The organism is Paenibacillus helianthi (genome assembly GCF_001909055.1).
Lineage (GTDB): Bacteria > Bacillota > Bacilli > Paenibacillales > Paenibacillaceae > Paenibacillus_AQ > Paenibacillus_AQ helianthi.
Genome location: NZ_LVWI01000038.1, coordinates 70,403 through 86,952, shown reverse-complemented (window position 1 = coordinate 86,952; position 16,550 = coordinate 70,403). Strand labels below are relative to the sequence as shown.

19 protein-coding genes and 1 pseudogene are annotated in these 16,550 nt (G+C 54.8%); 6 read left to right on the top strand and 14 right to left on the bottom strand.

Translation table 11 applies throughout. The annotated features are described in order from the left end of the window. Positions 1-13: 13 nt before the first annotated feature. Entirely contained in the window at positions 14-1,030 is a 1,017-nt protein-coding gene (locus A3844_RS13690; RefSeq protein WP_074107670.1) for a LacI family DNA-binding transcriptional regulator, read from the bottom strand. A 207-nt stretch (positions 1,031-1,237) separates the two neighbouring features. Between A3844_RS13690 and A3844_RS33445 the strand changes: the two genes are divergently transcribed. Then, positions 1,238-2,050: an HNH endonuclease signature motif containing protein gene (locus tag A3844_RS33445; protein ID WP_074107669.1), complete on the top strand. Its 813-nt coding sequence runs from the start codon at positions 1,238-1,240 to the stop codon at positions 2,048-2,050. 72 nt (positions 2,051-2,122) lie between these two features. On the opposite strand, the gene A3844_RS13680 is transcribed toward A3844_RS33445, so the two are convergent. Then, the gene (locus tag A3844_RS13680; protein ID WP_020426781.1) at positions 2,123-2,314 is read right to left on the bottom strand and encodes a YwbE family protein; all 192 of its coding nucleotides are present in this window, start codon (positions 2,312-2,314) and stop codon (positions 2,123-2,125) included. Between the two features lie 70 nt (positions 2,315-2,384). Here A3844_RS13680 and A3844_RS13675 point away from each other — a divergent pair, with 70 nt between their 5' ends. Next, the gene (locus A3844_RS13675; RefSeq protein WP_074086701.1) at positions 2,385-2,687 is read left to right on the top strand and encodes a hypothetical protein; all 303 of its coding nucleotides are present in this window, start codon (positions 2,385-2,387) and stop codon (positions 2,685-2,687) included. Between the two features lie 49 nt (positions 2,688-2,736). Here the strand turns inward: A3844_RS13675 and sdaAA are convergent, their stop codons facing one another. The 4 genes from sdaAA to A3844_RS13655 form a co-directional block, all read right to left on the bottom strand. Then, positions 2,737-3,615 carry an L-serine ammonia-lyase, iron-sulfur-dependent, subunit alpha gene (sdaAA, locus tag A3844_RS13670; RefSeq protein WP_074086700.1) on the bottom strand — a complete coding sequence of 293 codons (879 nt, stop codon included), beginning with the start codon at positions 3,613-3,615 and terminating at the stop codon, positions 2,737-2,739. Then, positions 3,612-4,322, bottom strand: coding sequence for an L-serine ammonia-lyase, iron-sulfur-dependent subunit beta (gene sdaAB, locus A3844_RS13665; RefSeq protein ID WP_074107668.1), 711 nt, complete (start codon positions 4,320-4,322; stop codon positions 3,612-3,614). Before sdaAB ends, sdaAA begins: the two co-directional genes overlap by 4 nt. 71 nt (positions 4,323-4,393) lie before the next feature. Continuing rightward, positions 4,394-4,837, bottom strand: a complete 444-nt coding sequence (locus A3844_RS13660) for a GNAT family N-acetyltransferase (protein ID WP_074101763.1) — start codon at positions 4,835-4,837, stop codon at positions 4,394-4,396. Next, a complete protein-coding gene (locus tag A3844_RS13655) occupies positions 4,834-5,448 on the bottom strand; it encodes a DUF4269 domain-containing protein (RefSeq protein ID WP_074101762.1) in 615 nt (204 codons plus the stop codon). The genes A3844_RS13660 and A3844_RS13655 overlap by 4 nt, the downstream gene beginning before the upstream one ends. A gap of 182 nt (positions 5,449-5,630) precedes the next feature. On the opposite strand from A3844_RS13655, the gene A3844_RS13650 reads away from it, so the two are divergent. Together A3844_RS13650 and A3844_RS13645 are read left to right on the top strand one after the other, a co-directional pair. After that, entirely contained in the window at positions 5,631-6,530 is a 900-nt protein-coding gene (locus A3844_RS13650) for an SDR family oxidoreductase (protein ID WP_074107667.1), read from the top strand. 64 nt (positions 6,531-6,594) lie between these two features. Next, positions 6,595-7,050: a hypothetical protein gene (locus tag A3844_RS13645; protein WP_074086696.1), complete on the top strand. Its 456-nt coding sequence runs from the start codon at positions 6,595-6,597 to the stop codon at positions 7,048-7,050. Between the two features lie 135 nt (positions 7,051-7,185). Here A3844_RS13645 and A3844_RS13640 read toward each other — a convergent pair whose 3' ends face one another. Together A3844_RS13640 and A3844_RS13635 are read right to left on the bottom strand one after the other, a co-directional pair. Next, a complete protein-coding gene (locus A3844_RS13640; RefSeq protein WP_074107666.1) occupies positions 7,186-8,943 on the bottom strand; it encodes a bifunctional ADP-dependent NAD(P)H-hydrate dehydratase/NAD(P)H-hydrate epimerase in 1,758 nt (585 codons plus the stop codon). A gap of 126 nt (positions 8,944-9,069) precedes the next feature. After that, positions 9,070-9,702, bottom strand: coding sequence for an NAD(P)-dependent oxidoreductase (locus A3844_RS13635; RefSeq protein WP_074086694.1), 633 nt, complete (start codon positions 9,700-9,702; stop codon positions 9,070-9,072). 333 nt (positions 9,703-10,035) lie between these two features. On the opposite strand from A3844_RS13635, the gene A3844_RS13630 reads away from it, so the two are divergent. Together A3844_RS13630 and A3844_RS13625 are read left to right on the top strand one after the other, a co-directional pair. Then, positions 10,036-10,344: a hypothetical protein gene (locus A3844_RS13630; protein WP_074101757.1), complete on the top strand. Its 309-nt coding sequence runs from the start codon at positions 10,036-10,038 to the stop codon at positions 10,342-10,344. 311 nt (positions 10,345-10,655) lie between these two features. Further along, positions 10,656-11,276 (top strand): sensor domain-containing protein, encoded by a 621-nt coding sequence (locus A3844_RS13625; RefSeq protein WP_074107665.1) that lies wholly within the window; start codon positions 10,656-10,658, stop codon positions 11,274-11,276. A gap of 261 nt (positions 11,277-11,537) precedes the next feature. Here the strand turns inward: A3844_RS13625 and A3844_RS13620 are convergent. The 6 genes and pseudogenes from A3844_RS13620 to A3844_RS13595 all read right to left on the bottom strand — a co-directional run. Next, positions 11,538-11,705 (bottom strand): annotated as a pseudogene (locus A3844_RS13620) (sulfate ABC transporter permease subunit CysT); the annotation flags it as partial. A gap of 10 nt (positions 11,706-11,715) precedes the next feature. Then, positions 11,716-12,651 carry a GNAT family N-acetyltransferase gene (locus tag A3844_RS13615; protein WP_074107664.1) on the bottom strand — a complete coding sequence of 312 codons (936 nt, stop codon included), beginning with the start codon at positions 12,649-12,651 and terminating at the stop codon, positions 11,716-11,718. Positions 12,652-12,800: 149 nt separating this feature from the next. Further along, entirely contained in the window at positions 12,801-13,022 is a 222-nt protein-coding gene (locus A3844_RS13610; protein WP_074107663.1) for a YezD family protein, read from the bottom strand. A gap of 99 nt (positions 13,023-13,121) precedes the next feature. Continuing rightward, positions 13,122-13,985: a sulfate ABC transporter permease subunit CysW gene (gene cysW, locus A3844_RS13605; protein WP_074107662.1), complete on the bottom strand. Its 864-nt coding sequence runs from the start codon at positions 13,983-13,985 to the stop codon at positions 13,122-13,124. Positions 13,986-14,124: 139 nt separating this feature from the next. Then, entirely contained in the window at positions 14,125-14,964 is an 840-nt protein-coding gene (gene cysT / locus A3844_RS13600; protein ID WP_074086689.1) for a sulfate ABC transporter permease subunit CysT, read from the bottom strand. Between the two features lie 108 nt (positions 14,965-15,072). Next, on the bottom strand, positions 15,073-16,185 hold the full coding sequence (locus tag A3844_RS13595) for a sulfate ABC transporter substrate-binding protein (RefSeq protein WP_074101787.1): 1,113 nt from the start codon (positions 16,183-16,185) through the stop codon (positions 15,073-15,075). Positions 16,186-16,550: the final 365 nt, after the last annotated feature.

Sequence of the window (16,550 nt, the reverse complement as noted above, 5' to 3'; positions counted from 1 at the left end):
CGGCGGAACCTCTTTATTGCCCGCCCAGCGGCGCGCAGGAGTCCCGCACCACTACCTCTACAGGAAGCATCAGCGCTTCCTTCGCTTGTCCTTTACCGTCGATGGAAGCGAGCAGAATCTCCGCCGCCCGGGTCCCGAGCTTTTCCGTATCCTGCCGGATGGTCGTCAGTGCAGGCGATACATAGGCAGCAAGCTCGATATCATCATACCCGATGACTGAAATATCTGAGGGTACAGAGAAGCCCTTATCTTTGGCTGCCATCACCGCGCCCAGTGCCAGCAGATCACCCGAAGCAAACACAGCCGTCGGACGATCCGCTAGCTCAAGCAGCTTCAGCATTGCAGCATAACCGCTTTCCCTTGAAAAAAAAGCTCCCTCAGTGATGTAGCCGTCCCGCACCTCAAGCCCCTGCAGCTCCATGGCCGCTATATATCCCAACTCGCGCTGGCTTCCCGGAAAGGAGTTCCCGCCTCCGGAAATATGGGCAATCTTCCGGTGACCCAAAGCCGCCAGGTAATTCACTGCCAGCTGCGCTCCTGCCATATTATCCGAGCACACCGTATGCGACTGCGCCGTATCATAGTCCAGAATAACCGTAGGAATATCACTTTCGAGCAGTTCCAGAAAATAAGGGTCGTCATAGTCGGATAGGAAGACCACAACCCCATCCACCCCGCGAATCCGGCAATTCTCCAGATATCCGCTTTGCTTGCCGCCAACATCCTTGGAAATAAACATCAGCGCATAGCCTTTGGCTACCGCAACCTGCTTGAAACTCTCAATGACCGCACTGAAAAATGGATGGCGGATCCCCGCACCGGTCTCCTCCACAAACAGCACACCGATAGTCCATGACTTCTTGGTGGTCAAGGTTCGGGCATGCGAGTTGGGCAAATACCCCATTTCCTGAGCCGCCCGCAGAATGTCCTGGCGGGTCTTCTCCCGCACATCGGAATAATTATTGAACGCCTTGGACACTGTGGTTGGCGAGTAGCCGGTTTTTTTGGCAATATCATAAATCGTTGTCAATCCGGTTCACTCCCGCCGGCCCCAAATGAAAGCCCTTTTATATTCACTGCCATTCTAACGCCTTTGGGCGCCGCCGTCCAGCAGAAATTAGGAGATCTGCACCTTACCCTGCCTGCTGTGTGATTCACCGCACTTTGCGCTATACTAAAGCTACCATAAAAAGAAGGGGACTGGACAGGCGATTATGACGGCCTTCCACACATACCTATGACCGATATCCATCAGCCATTAACCAAACAGTGCGCCTACTGCCAGCAGTATAAACCTCTAACTGAATTCCGCAGGCGCACAGGCAAGCGCTCCAAAGGCCAGTCCCGCCGCGGTGCCTGCCGGGAGTGCCGCAAGGAGCTTCTGGCGCATAAACCCAAGCCTGCTGTGCGGGGAAAAATAGCCGCAGTGACTGCAGCCACCGTGATCTCCGATTCCGGATTGACCGATACGCTCGTGCTTACGCGGTATCCGCTCCCCCCGGCCCCGGCTGCTTCAACTTCCAAGTCCGCTGTGCCTGGAGCTCATAAGGCTTCCCCGCCGGAACGCTCCAAGGAAGGCCATGCAGCCCCTCCGGCACACGGGATCAAGGGCAAAGCCCGGCCACGCGGGGCCGACCCCCGTCGTAAGGCTCCACAGATTAGAGGACCGAAGCCAGATCCTCAGGATGCATCTGCACTCATCCCGTCATCCAAAGGCATGATTCTCATGAGGGGCCACAGCGACAAGGGCCGGCGCTGGCATCAGGAAATCGACCTGGAGCTTGCCGTAATACTCGTCAGAGAGCATGCCGCTGTAGTGGTAAACCGCCGCACAATCCGCAGAATATACAGTAATAAGGATTTCCGCGCATTTATTCTGACCAGGGACAATTATACCTGCCATTTCTGCGGCTTGTACGGAGATACCATTGATCATTTGCTGCCGCGTGCCAAAGGAGGCCACACTACGCCGGACAACTGCGTCTGCGCCTGCAACCTCTGCAACCAGACCAAAGCTGACCAGTATGTGGAGGAATTTATGGGGCGGTAAAAAAATCGCTCCCGGCTCAGGAATATGCTGTTCATGAGAACGGCAGCCAAGGGCCGGGAGCGCTACTGTAGTTTACGTAATATGTTTGACCCGTCCGACTTGACCGTCAGCCAGCCGTACCTTGATACCGTGCGGATGGCGGGGCGAGTTGGTTAATATATCTTTGACTACGCCATGCGTAAGTTTGCCGGTAGCCTGATCCTGCTTCAGCACAATATCCACCTCAAGCCCGGCACGGATATCCGCTCTAACTTGTCCGTTCATGATGCACTCCCCTTTCTTAAGTTATAATGGAGTTACTATATTTCAGATTAAGGATAAGGATGAGACAACAATGGCCTTCGGTATTAATAGAGCAGAATTGACCCGCTGGAAACAGGCGGTCTCCGCAGGAGAGATCGCCTTCCTGACCCATTATTGGCTGGACCCGCGATTTCCGGGGATGACCACAGTAACCAAAGTCGGCTGCAGCAATCTGGACCGCCTGCACAGCTGGTGCGAGCAGCATGGGCTGCCGTCCCGGTACATTCATAACCGCAAACCTTTCCCGCATTTCGATCTTATGGGACCGAAGCAGCCGGAAATTCTCCGGCAGGAAGGGCAATGGGAGCAGCTCGAAAGGTTCCATATGCTCTGATTCCCAGACGAGCGCATATGCTTCCGATGTCCATAATACAAGCTGCGCACTATTTCTTATTCTTCAGATCCTTCATAATCTTCCGCCCGGTTGGGGTCTGGGCCAGTCCGCCCCCAGCCGTCTCCCGGTGCTTCTCCGGCATGGCCGAGCCAACCTCAAGCATGACCTTGATGACCTCGTCGGATGGAATCACGCTACGCACCCCGGCCAATGCCATATCGGCGGCGGCCAGCGCCGTAACGGCTCCGAAGCCGTTGCGCACGATGCAGGGAATCTCCACAAGTCCGCCAACAGGGTCACAGATCAGCCCCAGTGTATTTTTGAGCGCGAGGCCAACGGCATGCACCGCTTGCGCCGGGGTTCCTCCGCGCAGTTCAGTGAGTGCTCCCGCTGCCATTCCGATAGCCGAGCCAACCTCGGCCTGGCAACCGCCCTCCGCACCGGAGACAAACGAATTATTGGCAATCACATACCCTATGGCTCCGGCGGCGAACAGACCGGATACCATATAGTCATCATCCCAGCCGAAACGCTCCTGGCAGCTCAGAAAGACGCCGGGAATAATTCCGCAGGAGCCGGCTGTCGGTGTGGCGATAATGCGTCCCATGGACGCATTGACCTCCGATACAGCCAGCGCATAGGCCATAGCCTGACCGGCAGGTCCGCCAAGACAAGGCTCATCCGCTGCGTTGTAGGCGGCGACCCGCTGGGCGTCCAGACCGGTCAGCCCGCTGCGCGAAGTGGTATCCTCAGTCATGCCGCGGTGGACGGCTTCTTTCATCACGCCATAATACTGGCTCATGGTAGCAAATTCCTGTTCCCTGGACCGTCCGGATTCTTCGCTCTGCTCCTCCAGCATCAAGGCGCCGATACCCATTCCCCGTTCTTCGCATAATACAGCCAGCTGGCTTAAGGTTTGAAAATTCATCGTGTGTTGTCCTTCCCTTTCTGTTCTTGCAGAGTTTCATTCAGATCCACCACTTTGACGGATTGGACGGCAGGCAGAGCACTCAGCTCATGCAGCAGCTCCGGCGTCGCAGCTTCATCCAGCTCCAGCACCGTCAGAGCCGCACCGCTGCGGTTTTTCCGGTCCAGCGACATATGCCCGATATTGAACTGGCCCCTGCGCATGACATCCGTAACACTGGCGAGCACCCCCAGGTAATCCATATGATGAATCAGCACCGTGGGATACATTCCTGTAAGCTTCACTCCGAATCCGTCAATATCAACAATTTCGATATTTCCGCCGCCGATGGATATTCCGGTCAGCGCTAATTCCGTACCTGTCCGAGCACCCGTCAAACGCAGCCGTACTGTATTGGGATGAGGGAACAGCCCCGTTCCCTGACCGAAGGAAATAGCCATCCCGGCCTCTTCTGCGAGCTCGATAGAATCGGGCAGACGGGAGTCGTCCGTAGCAAAATCCAGCAGCCCCCCGGCAATCGCCCGGTCTGTCCCATGCCCTTGATACGTCGCAGCAAAAGAGCCGAAGAAAGTCACCTCAGCCTCAGAAGCCGGCTCACCCAGCACCTGCCGGGCAGCCCTGCCGATCCTCGCCGCGCCTGCTGTATGCGAACTGGAAGGCCCGACCATGGCCGGACCGATAATTGAGAATACATCTTTGAACCGCATTGTTCAGATCTCCACCTATCAAAATTCGACAATATACTTCACTTCTATATTATACTGCAGCCGCGTAAAAGCTACACCATGACATTATCTGTTACGTGAAGAGTATTCCGGGAGAACAGGAGAATACCCTCCCGTTCCTGCCACCCGATCCCAGCCCAGAAGCTGCGGCCGGGGCTGTTACCCTCAATCACCATCAGATGACATTTGTCGACACCCTCCTGCAGCAGTTTGTCCAGACAACGCGAAACCATTCCACGGCCGATTCCCCTGCCGCGGCTGTCTCCGCTGACCGCGACATGATACATATATCCCCTGCGTCCGTCATGTCCGCACAACGCCGTACCCGCAAGCGTGCCGTCTTCGTACTCGCAGACCTGGCTCATTCCGGGGTTACGCTCCAGATAGCGGAGAATTTCTTCCCGGGAATCCGCAGCGCTTAGGTTCATTCCCGGCGTATTCTCCCATAACTGATATGCGGCTTCATAATCATCGGCAATCATGGGTCTGTAGTTCATTCTCTCTCCCCATCTCCATTTGGATTTAGTATGTATGGATAAGCACGTTGGCATATTACGGCGAGCTCTTCCAGAGTCAGTCTGCCAAGAGACAGCATAGCCTCGTAGGGATCGCCTTCCAGCCTTAGCAGCTTGGCAAAAGCGGGCTCTGTCTTCATGCCTCCGGACTTCAGAGAGAGCACACTTTCTCGAAAGCCGTTCCCCAACAGGCTCAGTATCCGTCCTTCCACCTGCATATGCAGCCAGGCATTCTGCTTCTCCGTGGCCAAGGGCTGGCCAAACAGCTCGACCGGCCACCCGCCTGCCCGGAAATTAATCTTAGTGCGGATGATCCCCTCTACCGTACGGGTGACCGCACAGAACTCCTCCAACTGACCGAAATGACTTCGGGCCTCAGCGATAAAACGCCGGGAATCATGCACCTCACAAATGATATCCAGATCACTGCCCTCCACCTGAATGCCCAAGGGGACCGTTCCCGCCAGTAGCGGATGATATTCCGCCAGCAGCTCCATGATGCGCAGCTCACGCAATAAACGCCGGACCTCTCTCAGCACTTCGTTGCCCTGCTGCTCCTCAGCTCGGCCAGAACCGCCGTTATTCTCCAGCATCGCTTCACCTCCTGTTGTACCCGCTGATCCTATTAATCTATCATCCCAATTCCCCAGGTGCAGCAACTTTGATAATCGGTTTCTTATCTTCTGTGAACCAGTGGACAGCAGAGTCGCACGCTTTTCTGGGCGCATGCATAAAAATATACAGGAAACCAGAACGCACCTGAGGAGTGTCGCTAATGAATCCTGTTTACCCCTATTACGGGGAACGTACGGTCTGCCGTGTGCAGCCTATAAGCTTTCCCCCGCAGCACCAGGACCGCCAGCCGGGCCTGGAGAGTCTGATGCAGCCCCGGCCCATCAGCGAGAACCCGGAGAGCCGCGGCAGCGGGAAGCTGAGCGGCAAAGTGGCACTCATCACAGGCGGAGACAGCGGGATCGGTAAAGCCGCTGCGATCGCTTTTGCCAAAGAAGGGGCCGACGTCGTCATTGCCTACTTATACGAAGCTTCGGATGCGGAAGTCACGCAGCGGCGTATTGAAGAGCTGGGGCAACGCTGCCTGAGGATTCAGACGGATTTACGGTATAAAGCAAACTGTACTCAGGCGGTGGAACATACCGTGCAGACCTTCGGCAAAATGGACATCCTGGTCAACAATCATGGTGTGCAGTATCCGCAGCAGAGCCTTCTGGATATCTCGGAAGCACAGCTCTACGAGACGTACCGCACGAATATTTTCCCGTTCTTTTTCCTGACACAGGCTGCACTTCCGCATATGGAACGCGGGGCAACGATCATCAATACAGCTTCTATTACGGCTTATCAGGGAAAAAAAGACCTTATCGATTATTCATCTACCAAAGGCGCGATTGTCTCGTTCACCCGCTCGCTCGCCCTGTCGCTGGCCGATCAGGGGATCCGTGTGAACAGCGTGGCTCCCGGACCCGTATGGACCCCGTTGATTCCTTCCAGCTTTTCCGCTGAAGAGACCAGCGTTTTTGGTAGCGACACCCCATTCAAGCGGGCTGCCCAGCCCTATGAGCTGGCTGGAGCCTATGTCTATTTAGCGGGTCCCGATTCTTCTTATGTCACCGGAACCTGTATTCATGTTAATGGAGGGGACATGGTTACAAGCTAACAGCCGCCGGAGGGATGGATGATCCCGGCAGCCGTGTTCACTTCCCTGAAAGGATGTTAAATAAATGAACAAGATAAAGGATTACAATCTTCCGTCCGTCCGTCTAAGTGCAGGGATGTACGCATTAACTAAACTGTCTGCCGCCGGTTTGACATTTATGCTGGTCTCCCTCGTGATGCTGGGATTCCCGCATACCGATGGCATCCCGGAAGGCTGGCCAACCTCAGTGCCTTACGCCATCTATGCCTACGGACTGCCGGCTGCGCTGGTCGCGGATGCGTTGCTGCGCGTGTTCCGCTCCACTTCGCTCGTCCCGGCTCTCCTCCTGTACGCGGCCGCCGGCTATGGCGCAGGCCTGTGGATCGCCTCGGAACAGGGAGGGGATGCGGTAACCTGCGGCATCGGCGGAATTTTTGCTCTGCTGCTGTTCCGGCTTGCACAGCTGGCCGGAGAGCGGCAGCCGCTCCTGCTACCGGTATTTGCCCTGTTTGTCCCGCTGCTCTGCCTGGTGCTGTTCTAAGCTGCGCTTAGGGGGAATGTCCCCCCGCTTGGCTGCATTTGCGCATCGCGAATGCACAGTGAGTTGGGATGTGTTGTGAACACCCCAGCACCGTTAGAGCCTTGCAAACGTATAACACCGCCCTGCCCTCCGGGCTCAGAGCGCCTCGATGATATCCCCGGCGGTCAGCGCCGCCGGATCATGGCGCAGGCGGACCGCTCTCTCACCCGCCAGCCCGTGCAGATAGACCCCAAAGGCCGCTGCCTGCACGGCATTCAGCCCCTGTGCGAGCAATCCGGCAATGATGCCGGTCAGCACATCGCCCACACCGCCGGTTCCCATACCCGGATGGCCCGTGATATTCACATAAGCCTCACCTTCAGGTGTTGCGATGACTGTATGGGCTCCTTTGAGCACGAGGGTAACCCCGTGCTCCCGGGCATAAGTAAGCGCCAGACCGATCCGGTCCCGCTGCACCTCAGCCGTGGATAGCCGGGCCAGCCGGGCCATTTCCCCCGGATGAGGTGTCAGGATCACCGGATGGCGGCGGCTTGCCCAGGAGCCGTACTCACTGTCCGCCAGAATGTTCAGCGCATCGGCATCGATGACGAGAGGGGCTTCGATGCCTTCCCACAGCGCACGCAGCCATTCCCCGTCGCCTTCAAACCGGCCAAGCCCCGGTCCTACGGCAGTGACATCTCTTCCGCTGCTGAGCCGCAGCACTTCGGCGGCAGTCCCGGCGCTCCAGGCTCCGTTCTCTCCCCCGGCCGCTGCCAGCATCAGCTCCGGGGCCGCTCCGATGACATAGGGAAGCAGCATCGTAGGCAGCGCCCAAGTCACCAGGCCGCAGCCGGCGCGCAGCGCAGCGCGGGAAGCGAGCAGGCCAGCGCCGCTCATGCTTAAGGTTCCTGCCGCCACCAGGACATGCCCGTAAGTGCCCTTGTGGCCCTCCGGCGAACGGCGGCGCGACACGTCGACCTGCAGACGTGTCCTTAGCACCTCCGGCGTCAGCAGGCTGGCCGGGACGCCGCTCTCCCGGGCCAAGGCAGCCGGGATGCCGATGGAGCGGACCACCACCTGCCCGGCGCTCGCTGCGCCGGGATACTGCAGCAGCCCGCGCTTCAGGAACGCGAGGCAGACCGTCACTGCCGCATGAATGTAAGGCTCATGCGCCCGGCCTGTGTCCGCATCCAGCCCGCTCGGGATGTCTGCGGACACAATCGGTTTGCCGCTGCCGTTCGCGGCGGCAATCAGCTCCGCATAGGCACCGCGCGGGGCTCCCGCGCTGCCGGTGCCGAGCAGCGCATCCAGGATGCCGCTGCATGCGGCAAAGTCCACCCGGTCCCGGCCGTAGACTGCTGCGGGCAGGCCCATGGCTGCAGCAGCATTCTGCTGCAGCGCGGCTTCGCCGGCCAGCGACTCCGGCGCGGCCGCATACACCAGCGTGACGGCGATACCCGCCTCACGCAGATGCCTGGCGGCGGCGAGGCCGTCGCCGCCGTTATTGCCTTTGCCGACCAGCACGAGCCAGTGCTCGGCGCCGGCATGCTCCAAGGTCAGCGCGGCATCGCCGCTGACCGAGAACCCCGGCGGCTGGACCCCTGGGCCGCCGCTTCCCAGTGCCCCGGCGTCACCCCGTCCGCCTGGACCATATGCTCCGCCGTTCCGGCTCCTGCCCGCAGCGCCGGCATCTCCCCGCTCCAGCTCGCGCGTACCCGCAGCTTCGCTTGCTCCGCCTGCCTGATTCCAAGCAGCAGGGGTACCGCCTCCGCCGGCTTGGTACCGGCAGAACCGGATGATCTCCTCCGCAATGGCCCTGCCGGCATTTTCCATCAGCGCGATTGCAGGAATACCCAGCCGCTCAATGGTCTGCCGGTCCAGCTCCCGCATTTCCTCAGCAGTTACCACATACATAGCCCAACCCCCTTTTTAGCTACTTCGTTTTCAGCATACAATTCTTATCTTTCAACAAAAAGCCCTCCGGTCACGGAAGGCCTCTTATTTATAGAGCGGGTGCTGCAGGGTTAGCTTATAAACCTCTTAATACCCAACCGTAAACCGGTTGCGGCTGAAGTTCCCCTCTTCCAGTTCGTCAACAACAGCTACGGCAAAATCCTCCACGCTGATACTGCTGTCCCCGTTCTCATCCACCACCAGCCGGTCCAGGCCGATACGGAACTGTCCTGTGCGGCGGCCCGGGCGGATCGTGGCCGGCGGGCTGATGTACGTATAATCGAGCGCAGAGCCGCTATAGATTTCATAGGCATGTCCATGAGCTTCCGCAAGCGGACGGAACTTCTCCGGGAATCCCGGCGAATCCATGAGCCATTCACCCGACTCCGTCTTCAGACTTCCAGCTCCGCCAACCACAAGCAGCCGCTGAAGACCGGCAGCCTGCAGACCCTCCAGCAGACTCTCAGCCGCACGCACCAGGTCATTCTCCCGCCCGGCAGCGGGGCCAAAGGCGCTGATCACCTCTTCATGTCCGCGCACTGCCTCCGCTACCGTCGCCGGGTCCAGAATATCGGCGGTGGCCACATGCAGACGCTCATGCTCCAGCTCTAAAGAGGCCGGATTCCGGACTACGGCGGTGACCTCATGTTTTCTTTTTAACGCTTCTTGCACAATAGCTCTGCCAATCGTTCCTGTTGCCCCAAAAACTACAACATCCATATCCTGAATGCCTCCCTTTCTCCTGCTGTATTTCCAAACGGTTACCCTATATTAGCGCCGCAGGAACATTCTCTGCGAATCAGGCATGATGAACAGTACCTGCAAATCCTGGCTGCTATTCTGTTACCAATATATATGACCTCACCACTGCCAAGCAAGAACGCCTATCCCATACACACTGAGTTGAAACATTATCCGTGGTGCGACGTACAATGACTCAGAGAACCTGTTCTTATAAGCGTACTTGCAAGCTGCGAATATTCTAAGCCCATGCTCGTGGGTAACTTTGGAATAAGATCATATTATGATGTGGAAAGGTTTGGTGAAGTAATCATGACTCCAATAGGAAAACTGTTCAAATGGGGCACCTTTGCTTATGAGGCTTTTCTGGCACTGCCGTTAATCGGGGGCGCTTTTGTTGTCGCTAATGCCTGGGTGCCGCTGGGTGTTGCCTTTTTGCTGCATGTCGTAGCCGTAGTCCTGCTGTTGAAAGAGCGTGGCCCTTTTATCGGGAACGTGATCGGGGTGATCACCTCGGTTGTCGGCTTAATCCCTTTGGTCGGATGGATTATGCACATTATTACTGCAATCATTCTGCTTATTGAGGGTATCTTCGCGCCACGGCGCACCCCACGCTACTAAGGGCGGAGGCATAGAAATCACAGATAAAAGGTCTATACGAGGCATATTGCAGTCCAGGTCACTTATGAGGATCTGGATTCTTTTGCCTGGCTTGAATGTATTCCTATTCCGGCGGTTCCTCTCAGGAGCAGAGGCTGAGTAGAAATGTTTCTCTTCCCCACCTTCAAGCGAGCTATAGGCTTTCCGTTTTTTATACGCAGCATCAAAAGACTGGACCAAAGTCGGGCGGATTTTCAGACTTGGGGTTAGTGCTCATACAAGAATATCCAGTTATACTGAAAAAAGATCGGTAAAGGGGAGAGAATAATACCATGAAAAAACAAAGCTTTATGAAATCTTGGAGTCTGCTTATGAAGTCTCTTCCAAAAGGAATCATAGCATTTGTAATTGCAGTTACGGGAATATGTGTAAGTTTGCCTCTGATCATATTATGGATCGGTTTACCCTTGCTGGCAGCAACACTTGCTGCGTGCCGCAGAATGATGGTACAAGAAGAACTAGTGGTGAATCACTGGATTCGCGGAGATCATCAACAGCCTGAACATACAGGCGATCCAGCACCTCTGCGCACGGATGGCCCAAGGTCGTTATTCACACTTCTTAGTCAAGGAAAAACATACCGGGGACTTATCTACAGCGTAGCACAGCTTCCCATAGGGATTCTCGGTTTTACATTGGCTATCGTCCTGCCGGCTACAGCCTTTGGGATTTTACTGTCTCCATTAGCCTATCTGGTGAGTGACAGACTGTTCTCCTTTGATCTTTTCGCATCCGATACCACTCCGCTTCTCTTTCTGTACGACTTGTCATCGTTCGAGCGCTCCTGGATAGCCGCTGGCATTGGATTAGTGTTAACCTTATTACTGCCGTTGATCTTTCGGAAACTTGGGCAGTTATACGCCGCATGGGTGCACACGGTATCCAGCACATAATACGTCTCCCTTTTTCAGAGAGAGCAAAGAGGTGGACAGCAAGAAAAAACGAAGATCTTTCTGAAAAAATCAGAATGGACCTTCGCTTTTTATTGATAGGTGCCTCTTGCGTTTACCATGTCAAGCCTTGCTTCTATCCTCGCCCCGCAGAACGGGAATCGGTCCGCCGGCTTCCGGCCTCTCCACTATAACGTGCATTTGCAGTACTGTAGCATAAGCTTCTTTGAATCAGCTTCGACAAAACTGGCTTCGAAAGCCTCCTCACCGCGAAGTCTTGCGGACCCAGCGCTGCAGAGTGTTGATTACGAGCAGCATCAGAAAAGAGATCAGTAGAAGCAGCAGTGCTACTGCTGTTGCCCCCGTATAATCGAATTGCTCCAGCTTGGACATGATGAGCAGCGGCGCAATCTCCGTGCGCATCGGCATATTTCTTCCACTTCTAATTCTCAGGAATACGCATATTCTGTATCTCTTGTACACCAGGTATAAACCCAAGGTTAAAATACACAGATTCCGCATCATTACCTTCCATAACATACAATCTCAGCAGAGGATATTTATCTTTCAGAATCGTTAAGGCCCTTTGTAACATGCGGGTAGCCAGACCTTTTCCTCTATGGGCAGGTGTAACCCCAATACTATATACCGCCGCTACGTTATCCTGCAGGCATAGGCGGCAATTTGCAATAAGCTGACCTGAATTCTTATCAAATACCAGGGTGGAGGCCTGAACTAATATTTCATTAGCATAATTAGGATCTTCATGGGGGATAAAATCCTCTAAAGAGGACTTTTTCCGCCTGACCGCTTCAAAACCTCCCCGAAAGCTATCAAAATCACAACGGGCAATCTCATTTTCGAGAATGAACCTCTTAGTCCCTTGACCATTTTCCAGAATTTCCGGACTCTCAATTCTTAAATCGTCATCCCAAACCACTTCAAAATGATCAGTAGGACGCTGCATCCACCGGCATCTGAACTCATCCGGCCAAAAGCCTGACCTCGCAAATAATTGAACCTGATCCGGAAGAACCTCATATGTCCTGATAGGCTCAGTCCGATCTGACCAATGTGTCAACAGTTCCTTGAGTTGCTTCAATACCTCAAAGGAGTCGTTAAACGGAGGGATAAAAAATAAATGGTAAACCACGTTCGGTGACATTCTGACTCCGCCTATTTTGGTTTCCCCTTTATAAATCCAAAATGCATTTTTGCGCGAACCGGCAAAGCCCTCTTCTCTAAAAAATCCGGTGTACTGCATATTATAATAGACAGAGCAAAATACTCCCCATTCTTCCGGCTCCGCCTTTCGGATCAAATATCCACCCGATAAATCATACATAATTGTATCAACAGACCAATCGCTTAATCGCATAATACACTCCCCCTTGTTCATGCAACAAATAGTACCAATCAGATTAACCGTTTACAATATATAAAATGATTATAGAAAAATTCCCACCATCCTGGAGCAAGAAAAAAGACCCCCACTCGAATTTCGAATGAAGGTCTTGCATTATGCTTCTATCCTCGCCCCGCAGAACGGGAATCGGTCCGCCGGCTTCCGGCCTCTCCACTATAACGTGCATTTGCAGTACTGTTCTCAAAACGCTTGCGTTCTGTCCGCTCCATCTGTACAATTTGTCCTTCGTGTACCACAATATGCAGGGACCCGAATTCTATATCATCCAAAAGCTCCGCAATCCGCGTAAGCCATACCTCATCCACTTTCAGCGGCTTAGCCATTCTCCAGCCTCCCTTTCCCCGGACAGGGGATTATCCACCAATCCCGTCATAACCAACCTGTATACTATGTTTTAACTTAGCATGGAATCAAAAGGGCTGTCAATGTGCATTTTTGCGTGTAAGCCAGCTTTTTACGATCATCGTTACCAGAGCCAGCAACAGCAGCAGGGAGGCCACGGCGAAGGAAGCCGAAAACTGATACTCGTTATACAAAATTTCGACATGCAGCGGCAGCGTGTTCGTCTCCCCCCGAATGTGCCCGGAGACAACGGATACCGCACCGAACTCCCCCATCGCCCGCGCGTTGCAGAGGATAATCCCATACAGCAGGCCCCATTTAATATTCGGCAGGGTCACCCGCCAGAAAATCTGCCAGCCATGCGCCCCCAGTGTAATAGCCGCTTCTTCTTCCTGCGTGCCCTGGTCCTCCATTAGCGGAATCAGCTCGCGGGCCACAAATGGAAAGGTCACAAACAGTGTGGCCAGCACAATGCCAGGGAGGGCGAATACAATCTTAATGTCATGGGCGCTGAGCCAGGAACCGAACCAGCCATTCGAGCCGAATACAAGCACAAAGATAAGTCCGCCAATGACTGGCGATACGGCAAAAGGCAGATCAATCAGCGTAATCAGAAACCCTTTGCCGCGAAAACGGAACTTGGTTACCGCCCAGGCCGCCATCACCCCGAACAGTGTATTCAGCGGTACGGTAATCACAGCAACCAGCAGCGTCAGCCGGAGGGCGGAAGCGGCATCAGGATCAGTCAGCGCCGCCAGAAATACATCCCAGCCCCGCTTCAGCGCTTCTGTCAGCACCACAATCAGCGGCAGGGCAATCAGCCAGAACAGCACAAGTGCGGCCGCAGCGACCAGCACCCATTTCACGGCAGAGGACTCCGTCGTTGCGGGGGAGGCTGCGTTCCGGTGCGCCCTGGGGGCAGCCATAGGGACAGTACCAGCCATGATTTCACCTCCTAAATTTTTGTTAGGATCACTACCTGATTATGCTTCGTACAAAAATCGCTTCGAAAGCATACACTCAAGTTTTGTAAGCATACACTTCTTTGAATCAGCTTCGATAAAACTGGCTTCGGAAGCCTCTTCACCGCGAAGTCTTGCGGGCCCAGCGCTGCAGTGTGTTGATTACGAGCAGCATCAGAAAAGAGATCAGCAGAAGCAGCAGCGCTACTGCGGTTGCCCCCGCATAATCGAATTGCTCCAGCTTGGACATGATGAGCAGGGGCGCAATCTCCGTGCGCATCGGCATGTTGCCGGAGATGAACACCACGGAGCCATATTCCCCGATCCCGCGGGCAAACGCCAGCGCAAAGCCGGTAAGCAGCGGCGGGAACAGTTCCGGGAGCACGATGCTGCGGAAGGTCCGCCAGCGTCCCGCTCCCAGTGTTGCCGAAGCTTCCTCCATATCCCGGTCGAGGTCCTCCAGCACCGGTTGTACGGTGCGGACCACAAAGGGAATGCCGATGAACATCAGTGCGAGTGTGATCCCGAGCGGGGTAAATGCGATCCTTAGCCCCAGCGGTTCCAACAGGGAGCCGATCCAGCCATTCTGTGAATACAGCGCCGTCAGGGAGACACCCGCTACAGCTGTCGGCAGTGCAAACGGCAGATCGATCAGGGCGTCAAAGATCCGTTTGCCCGGAAACTCATAGCGCACCAGCACCCATGCCAGCAGCAGCCCCAGAAAAGCATCGGCTAAGGCTGCCGCTGCCGCAGTGCTCAGACTGACCCTGTACGAAGCCAGAACACGCGGGTCCGTAGCGATATCCCAGAATTTTGCCCAGCTGAGTCCTGTCGAATTGAACAGCAGTGCCGATAGCGGCAGCAGTACGACGAGACTCAGATAGAGTACGCTGTAGCCCATCGTTAGTCCGAAGCCCGGCAGCACCTTGCGCCGTACCGCAGCCGTAGTGGTGACATTCATGACCTATTCATCCCTTTCCGCCTTCGGCATGTAAGCCGATCAGCTTCCCTGCACAAGCCTGCTTGCCATAACTCTTACCATTTCTTCTGTATTTCGCCCATCCCGCTCTTATTTGGCTCCAGGCACATAGATCTTGTCAAAGATTCCGCCGTCATTGAAATGCTTTTCCTGGGTTTCTTTCCACGTTCCGAATTTATCCGCCAGCGTGAACAGCTTAATCTCAGGGAATTTATCCTTGTATTCCTCTTTTACACTCTCAAGGGTCGGACGGTAGTAGTTCTCCGCAGCGATTTTTTGCCCCTCTTCGGTATACAGATATTTCAGGTAGGCTTCTGCGACCTCACGGGTACCTCTTTTATCTACAACCTTGTCAACGACGGCAACCGGTGGTTCAGCCAGAATACTCTCGGACGGGTTAACAATTTCGAATTTGTCCGGGCCCAGCTCTTTAATCGACAGGTAGGCTTCATTCTCCCAGGCAATCAGCACATCACCGATTCCACGTTCTACAAAGGTCGTTGTTGCCCCGCGCGCCCCGGTATCCAGCACAGGCACATGCTTGAACAGCTCCTGGACAAACTCCTGCGCCTTAGCTTCATCATTATTGTTGTGATCAAGCGCATAACCCCAGGCAGCAAGGTAGTTCCAGCGGGCGCCGCCGGATGTTTTCGGGTTCGGGGTAATGACCTCTACACCTTCTTTTAACAAATCCGGCCAGTCCTTAATGCCTTTGGGATTGCCTTTGCGTACAAGAAACACAATGGTCGAGGTGTATGGGGAGCTGTTATGTTCGAATTTGCTTTCCCAGCCGTCATTGATCAGCCCTTTATTCTTCAGTGCGTCAATGTCATAGCCGAGGGCCAGGGTAACGACATCCGCTTCCAGGCCCTCCTGGACCGCCCGGCTCTGTGCGCCGGAGCCGCCATGCGATTGTTTAACCGTAACCTTCTGGCCGGTCTCCTTCTCCCAATAGGCAGAGAACGCCTTGTTATAATTCTCGTACAACTCGCGTGTAGGGTCATAAGATACATTCAGCAGCTCTACCGGATCTTTCGCCGGTGCCTTGGTAGCTTCAGCCGCTCCTGCCGCATTGCTTGCTGCCGGCGCATCTGTCTGGGCGGCCGCCCCATTATTCGAATTATTGTTGCCGCAAGCGGCAAGACCTGCCGTCAATAGTAATGTGAAACCAGTGATAAGTCCCTTCTTGATCCCTTTCTTCATCACAGCTTTCTTCATCACAAGCCACTCCCCTGTCCTTTTCTCTTGGCCGTTCTATTTGTGACACCCCATGAAGTTCCGATAAGCCTGCTTGCCCCTTGCATTTCAGCAAAAATAGACGGAGGAAGGCCCGCGTATGGCATGTCAAACCGGTCCTGTGGACACGTGTCTGCGAGCTACTGGCGGGCGTTCCTCCGTCTGTACGGTAAGAACTTTATTCTATTATCCCTACCCATTTAGTGGGTTATGAAAATATAATACTGAAACCTCATCAGACTGTCAAACCTTTTTTTCAAAATAGCGGAAAGTCGGTTTGAGGCGGTTCTGACGACAGCAAGTGGCGGCGGTTCCTGCAAGATCCACTTGTT

Bases quoted from the DNA above. Each gene is read 5' to 3' on its own strand.
- A3844_RS13630 (WP_074101757.1), top strand. From the start codon at position 10,036: ATGACTCCAATAGGAAAACTGTTCAAATGGGGCACCTTTGCTTATGAG.
- A3844_RS33445 (WP_074107669.1), top strand. From the start codon at position 1,238: ATGACCGATATCCATCAGCCATTAACCAAACAGTGCGCCTACTGCCAG.
- cysW (WP_074107662.1), bottom strand. From the start codon at position 13,985: ATGGCTGGTACTGTCCCTATGGCTGCCCCCAGGGCGCACCGGAACGCA.
- A3844_RS13625 (WP_074107665.1), top strand. From the start codon at position 10,656: ATGAAAAAACAAAGCTTTATGAAATCTTGGAGTCTGCTTATGAAGTCT.
- cysT (WP_074086689.1), bottom strand. From the start codon at position 14,964: ATGAATGTCACCACTACGGCTGCGGTACGGCGCAAGGTGCTGCCGGGC.
- A3844_RS13645 (WP_074086696.1), top strand. From the start codon at position 6,595: ATGAACAAGATAAAGGATTACAATCTTCCGTCCGTCCGTCTAAGTGCA.
- sdaAA (WP_074086700.1), bottom strand. From the start codon at position 3,615: ATGAATTTTCAAACCTTAAGCCAGCTGGCTGTATTATGCGAAGAACGG.
- A3844_RS13610 (WP_074107663.1), bottom strand. From the start codon at position 13,022: ATGGCTAAGCCGCTGAAAGTGGATGAGGTATGGCTTACGCGGATTGCG.
- A3844_RS13595 (WP_074101787.1), bottom strand. From the start codon at position 16,185: ATGAAGAAAGGGATCAAGAAGGGACTTATCACTGGTTTCACATTACTA.
- A3844_RS13680 (WP_020426781.1), bottom strand. From the start codon at position 2,314: ATGAACGGACAAGTTAGAGCGGATATCCGTGCCGGGCTTGAGGTGGAT.
- A3844_RS13660 (WP_074101763.1), bottom strand. From the start codon at position 4,837: ATGAACTACAGACCCATGATTGCCGATGATTATGAAGCCGCATATCAG.
- A3844_RS13650 (WP_074107667.1), top strand. From the start codon at position 5,631: ATGAATCCTGTTTACCCCTATTACGGGGAACGTACGGTCTGCCGTGTG.
- A3844_RS13635 (WP_074086694.1), bottom strand. From the start codon at position 9,702: ATGGATGTTGTAGTTTTTGGGGCAACAGGAACGATTGGCAGAGCTATT.
- A3844_RS13615 (WP_074107664.1), bottom strand. From the start codon at position 12,651: ATGCGATTAAGCGATTGGTCTGTTGATACAATTATGTATGATTTATCG.
- A3844_RS13640 (WP_074107666.1), bottom strand. From the start codon at position 8,943: ATGTATGTGGTAACTGCTGAGGAAATGCGGGAGCTGGACCGGCAGACC.
- sdaAB (WP_074107668.1), bottom strand. From the start codon at position 4,322: ATGCGGTTCAAAGATGTATTCTCAATTATCGGTCCGGCCATGGTCGGG.
- A3844_RS13655 (WP_074101762.1), bottom strand. From the start codon at position 5,448: ATGCTGGAGAATAACGGCGGTTCTGGCCGAGCTGAGGAGCAGCAGGGC.
- A3844_RS13675 (WP_074086701.1), top strand. From the start codon at position 2,385: ATGGCCTTCGGTATTAATAGAGCAGAATTGACCCGCTGGAAACAGGCG.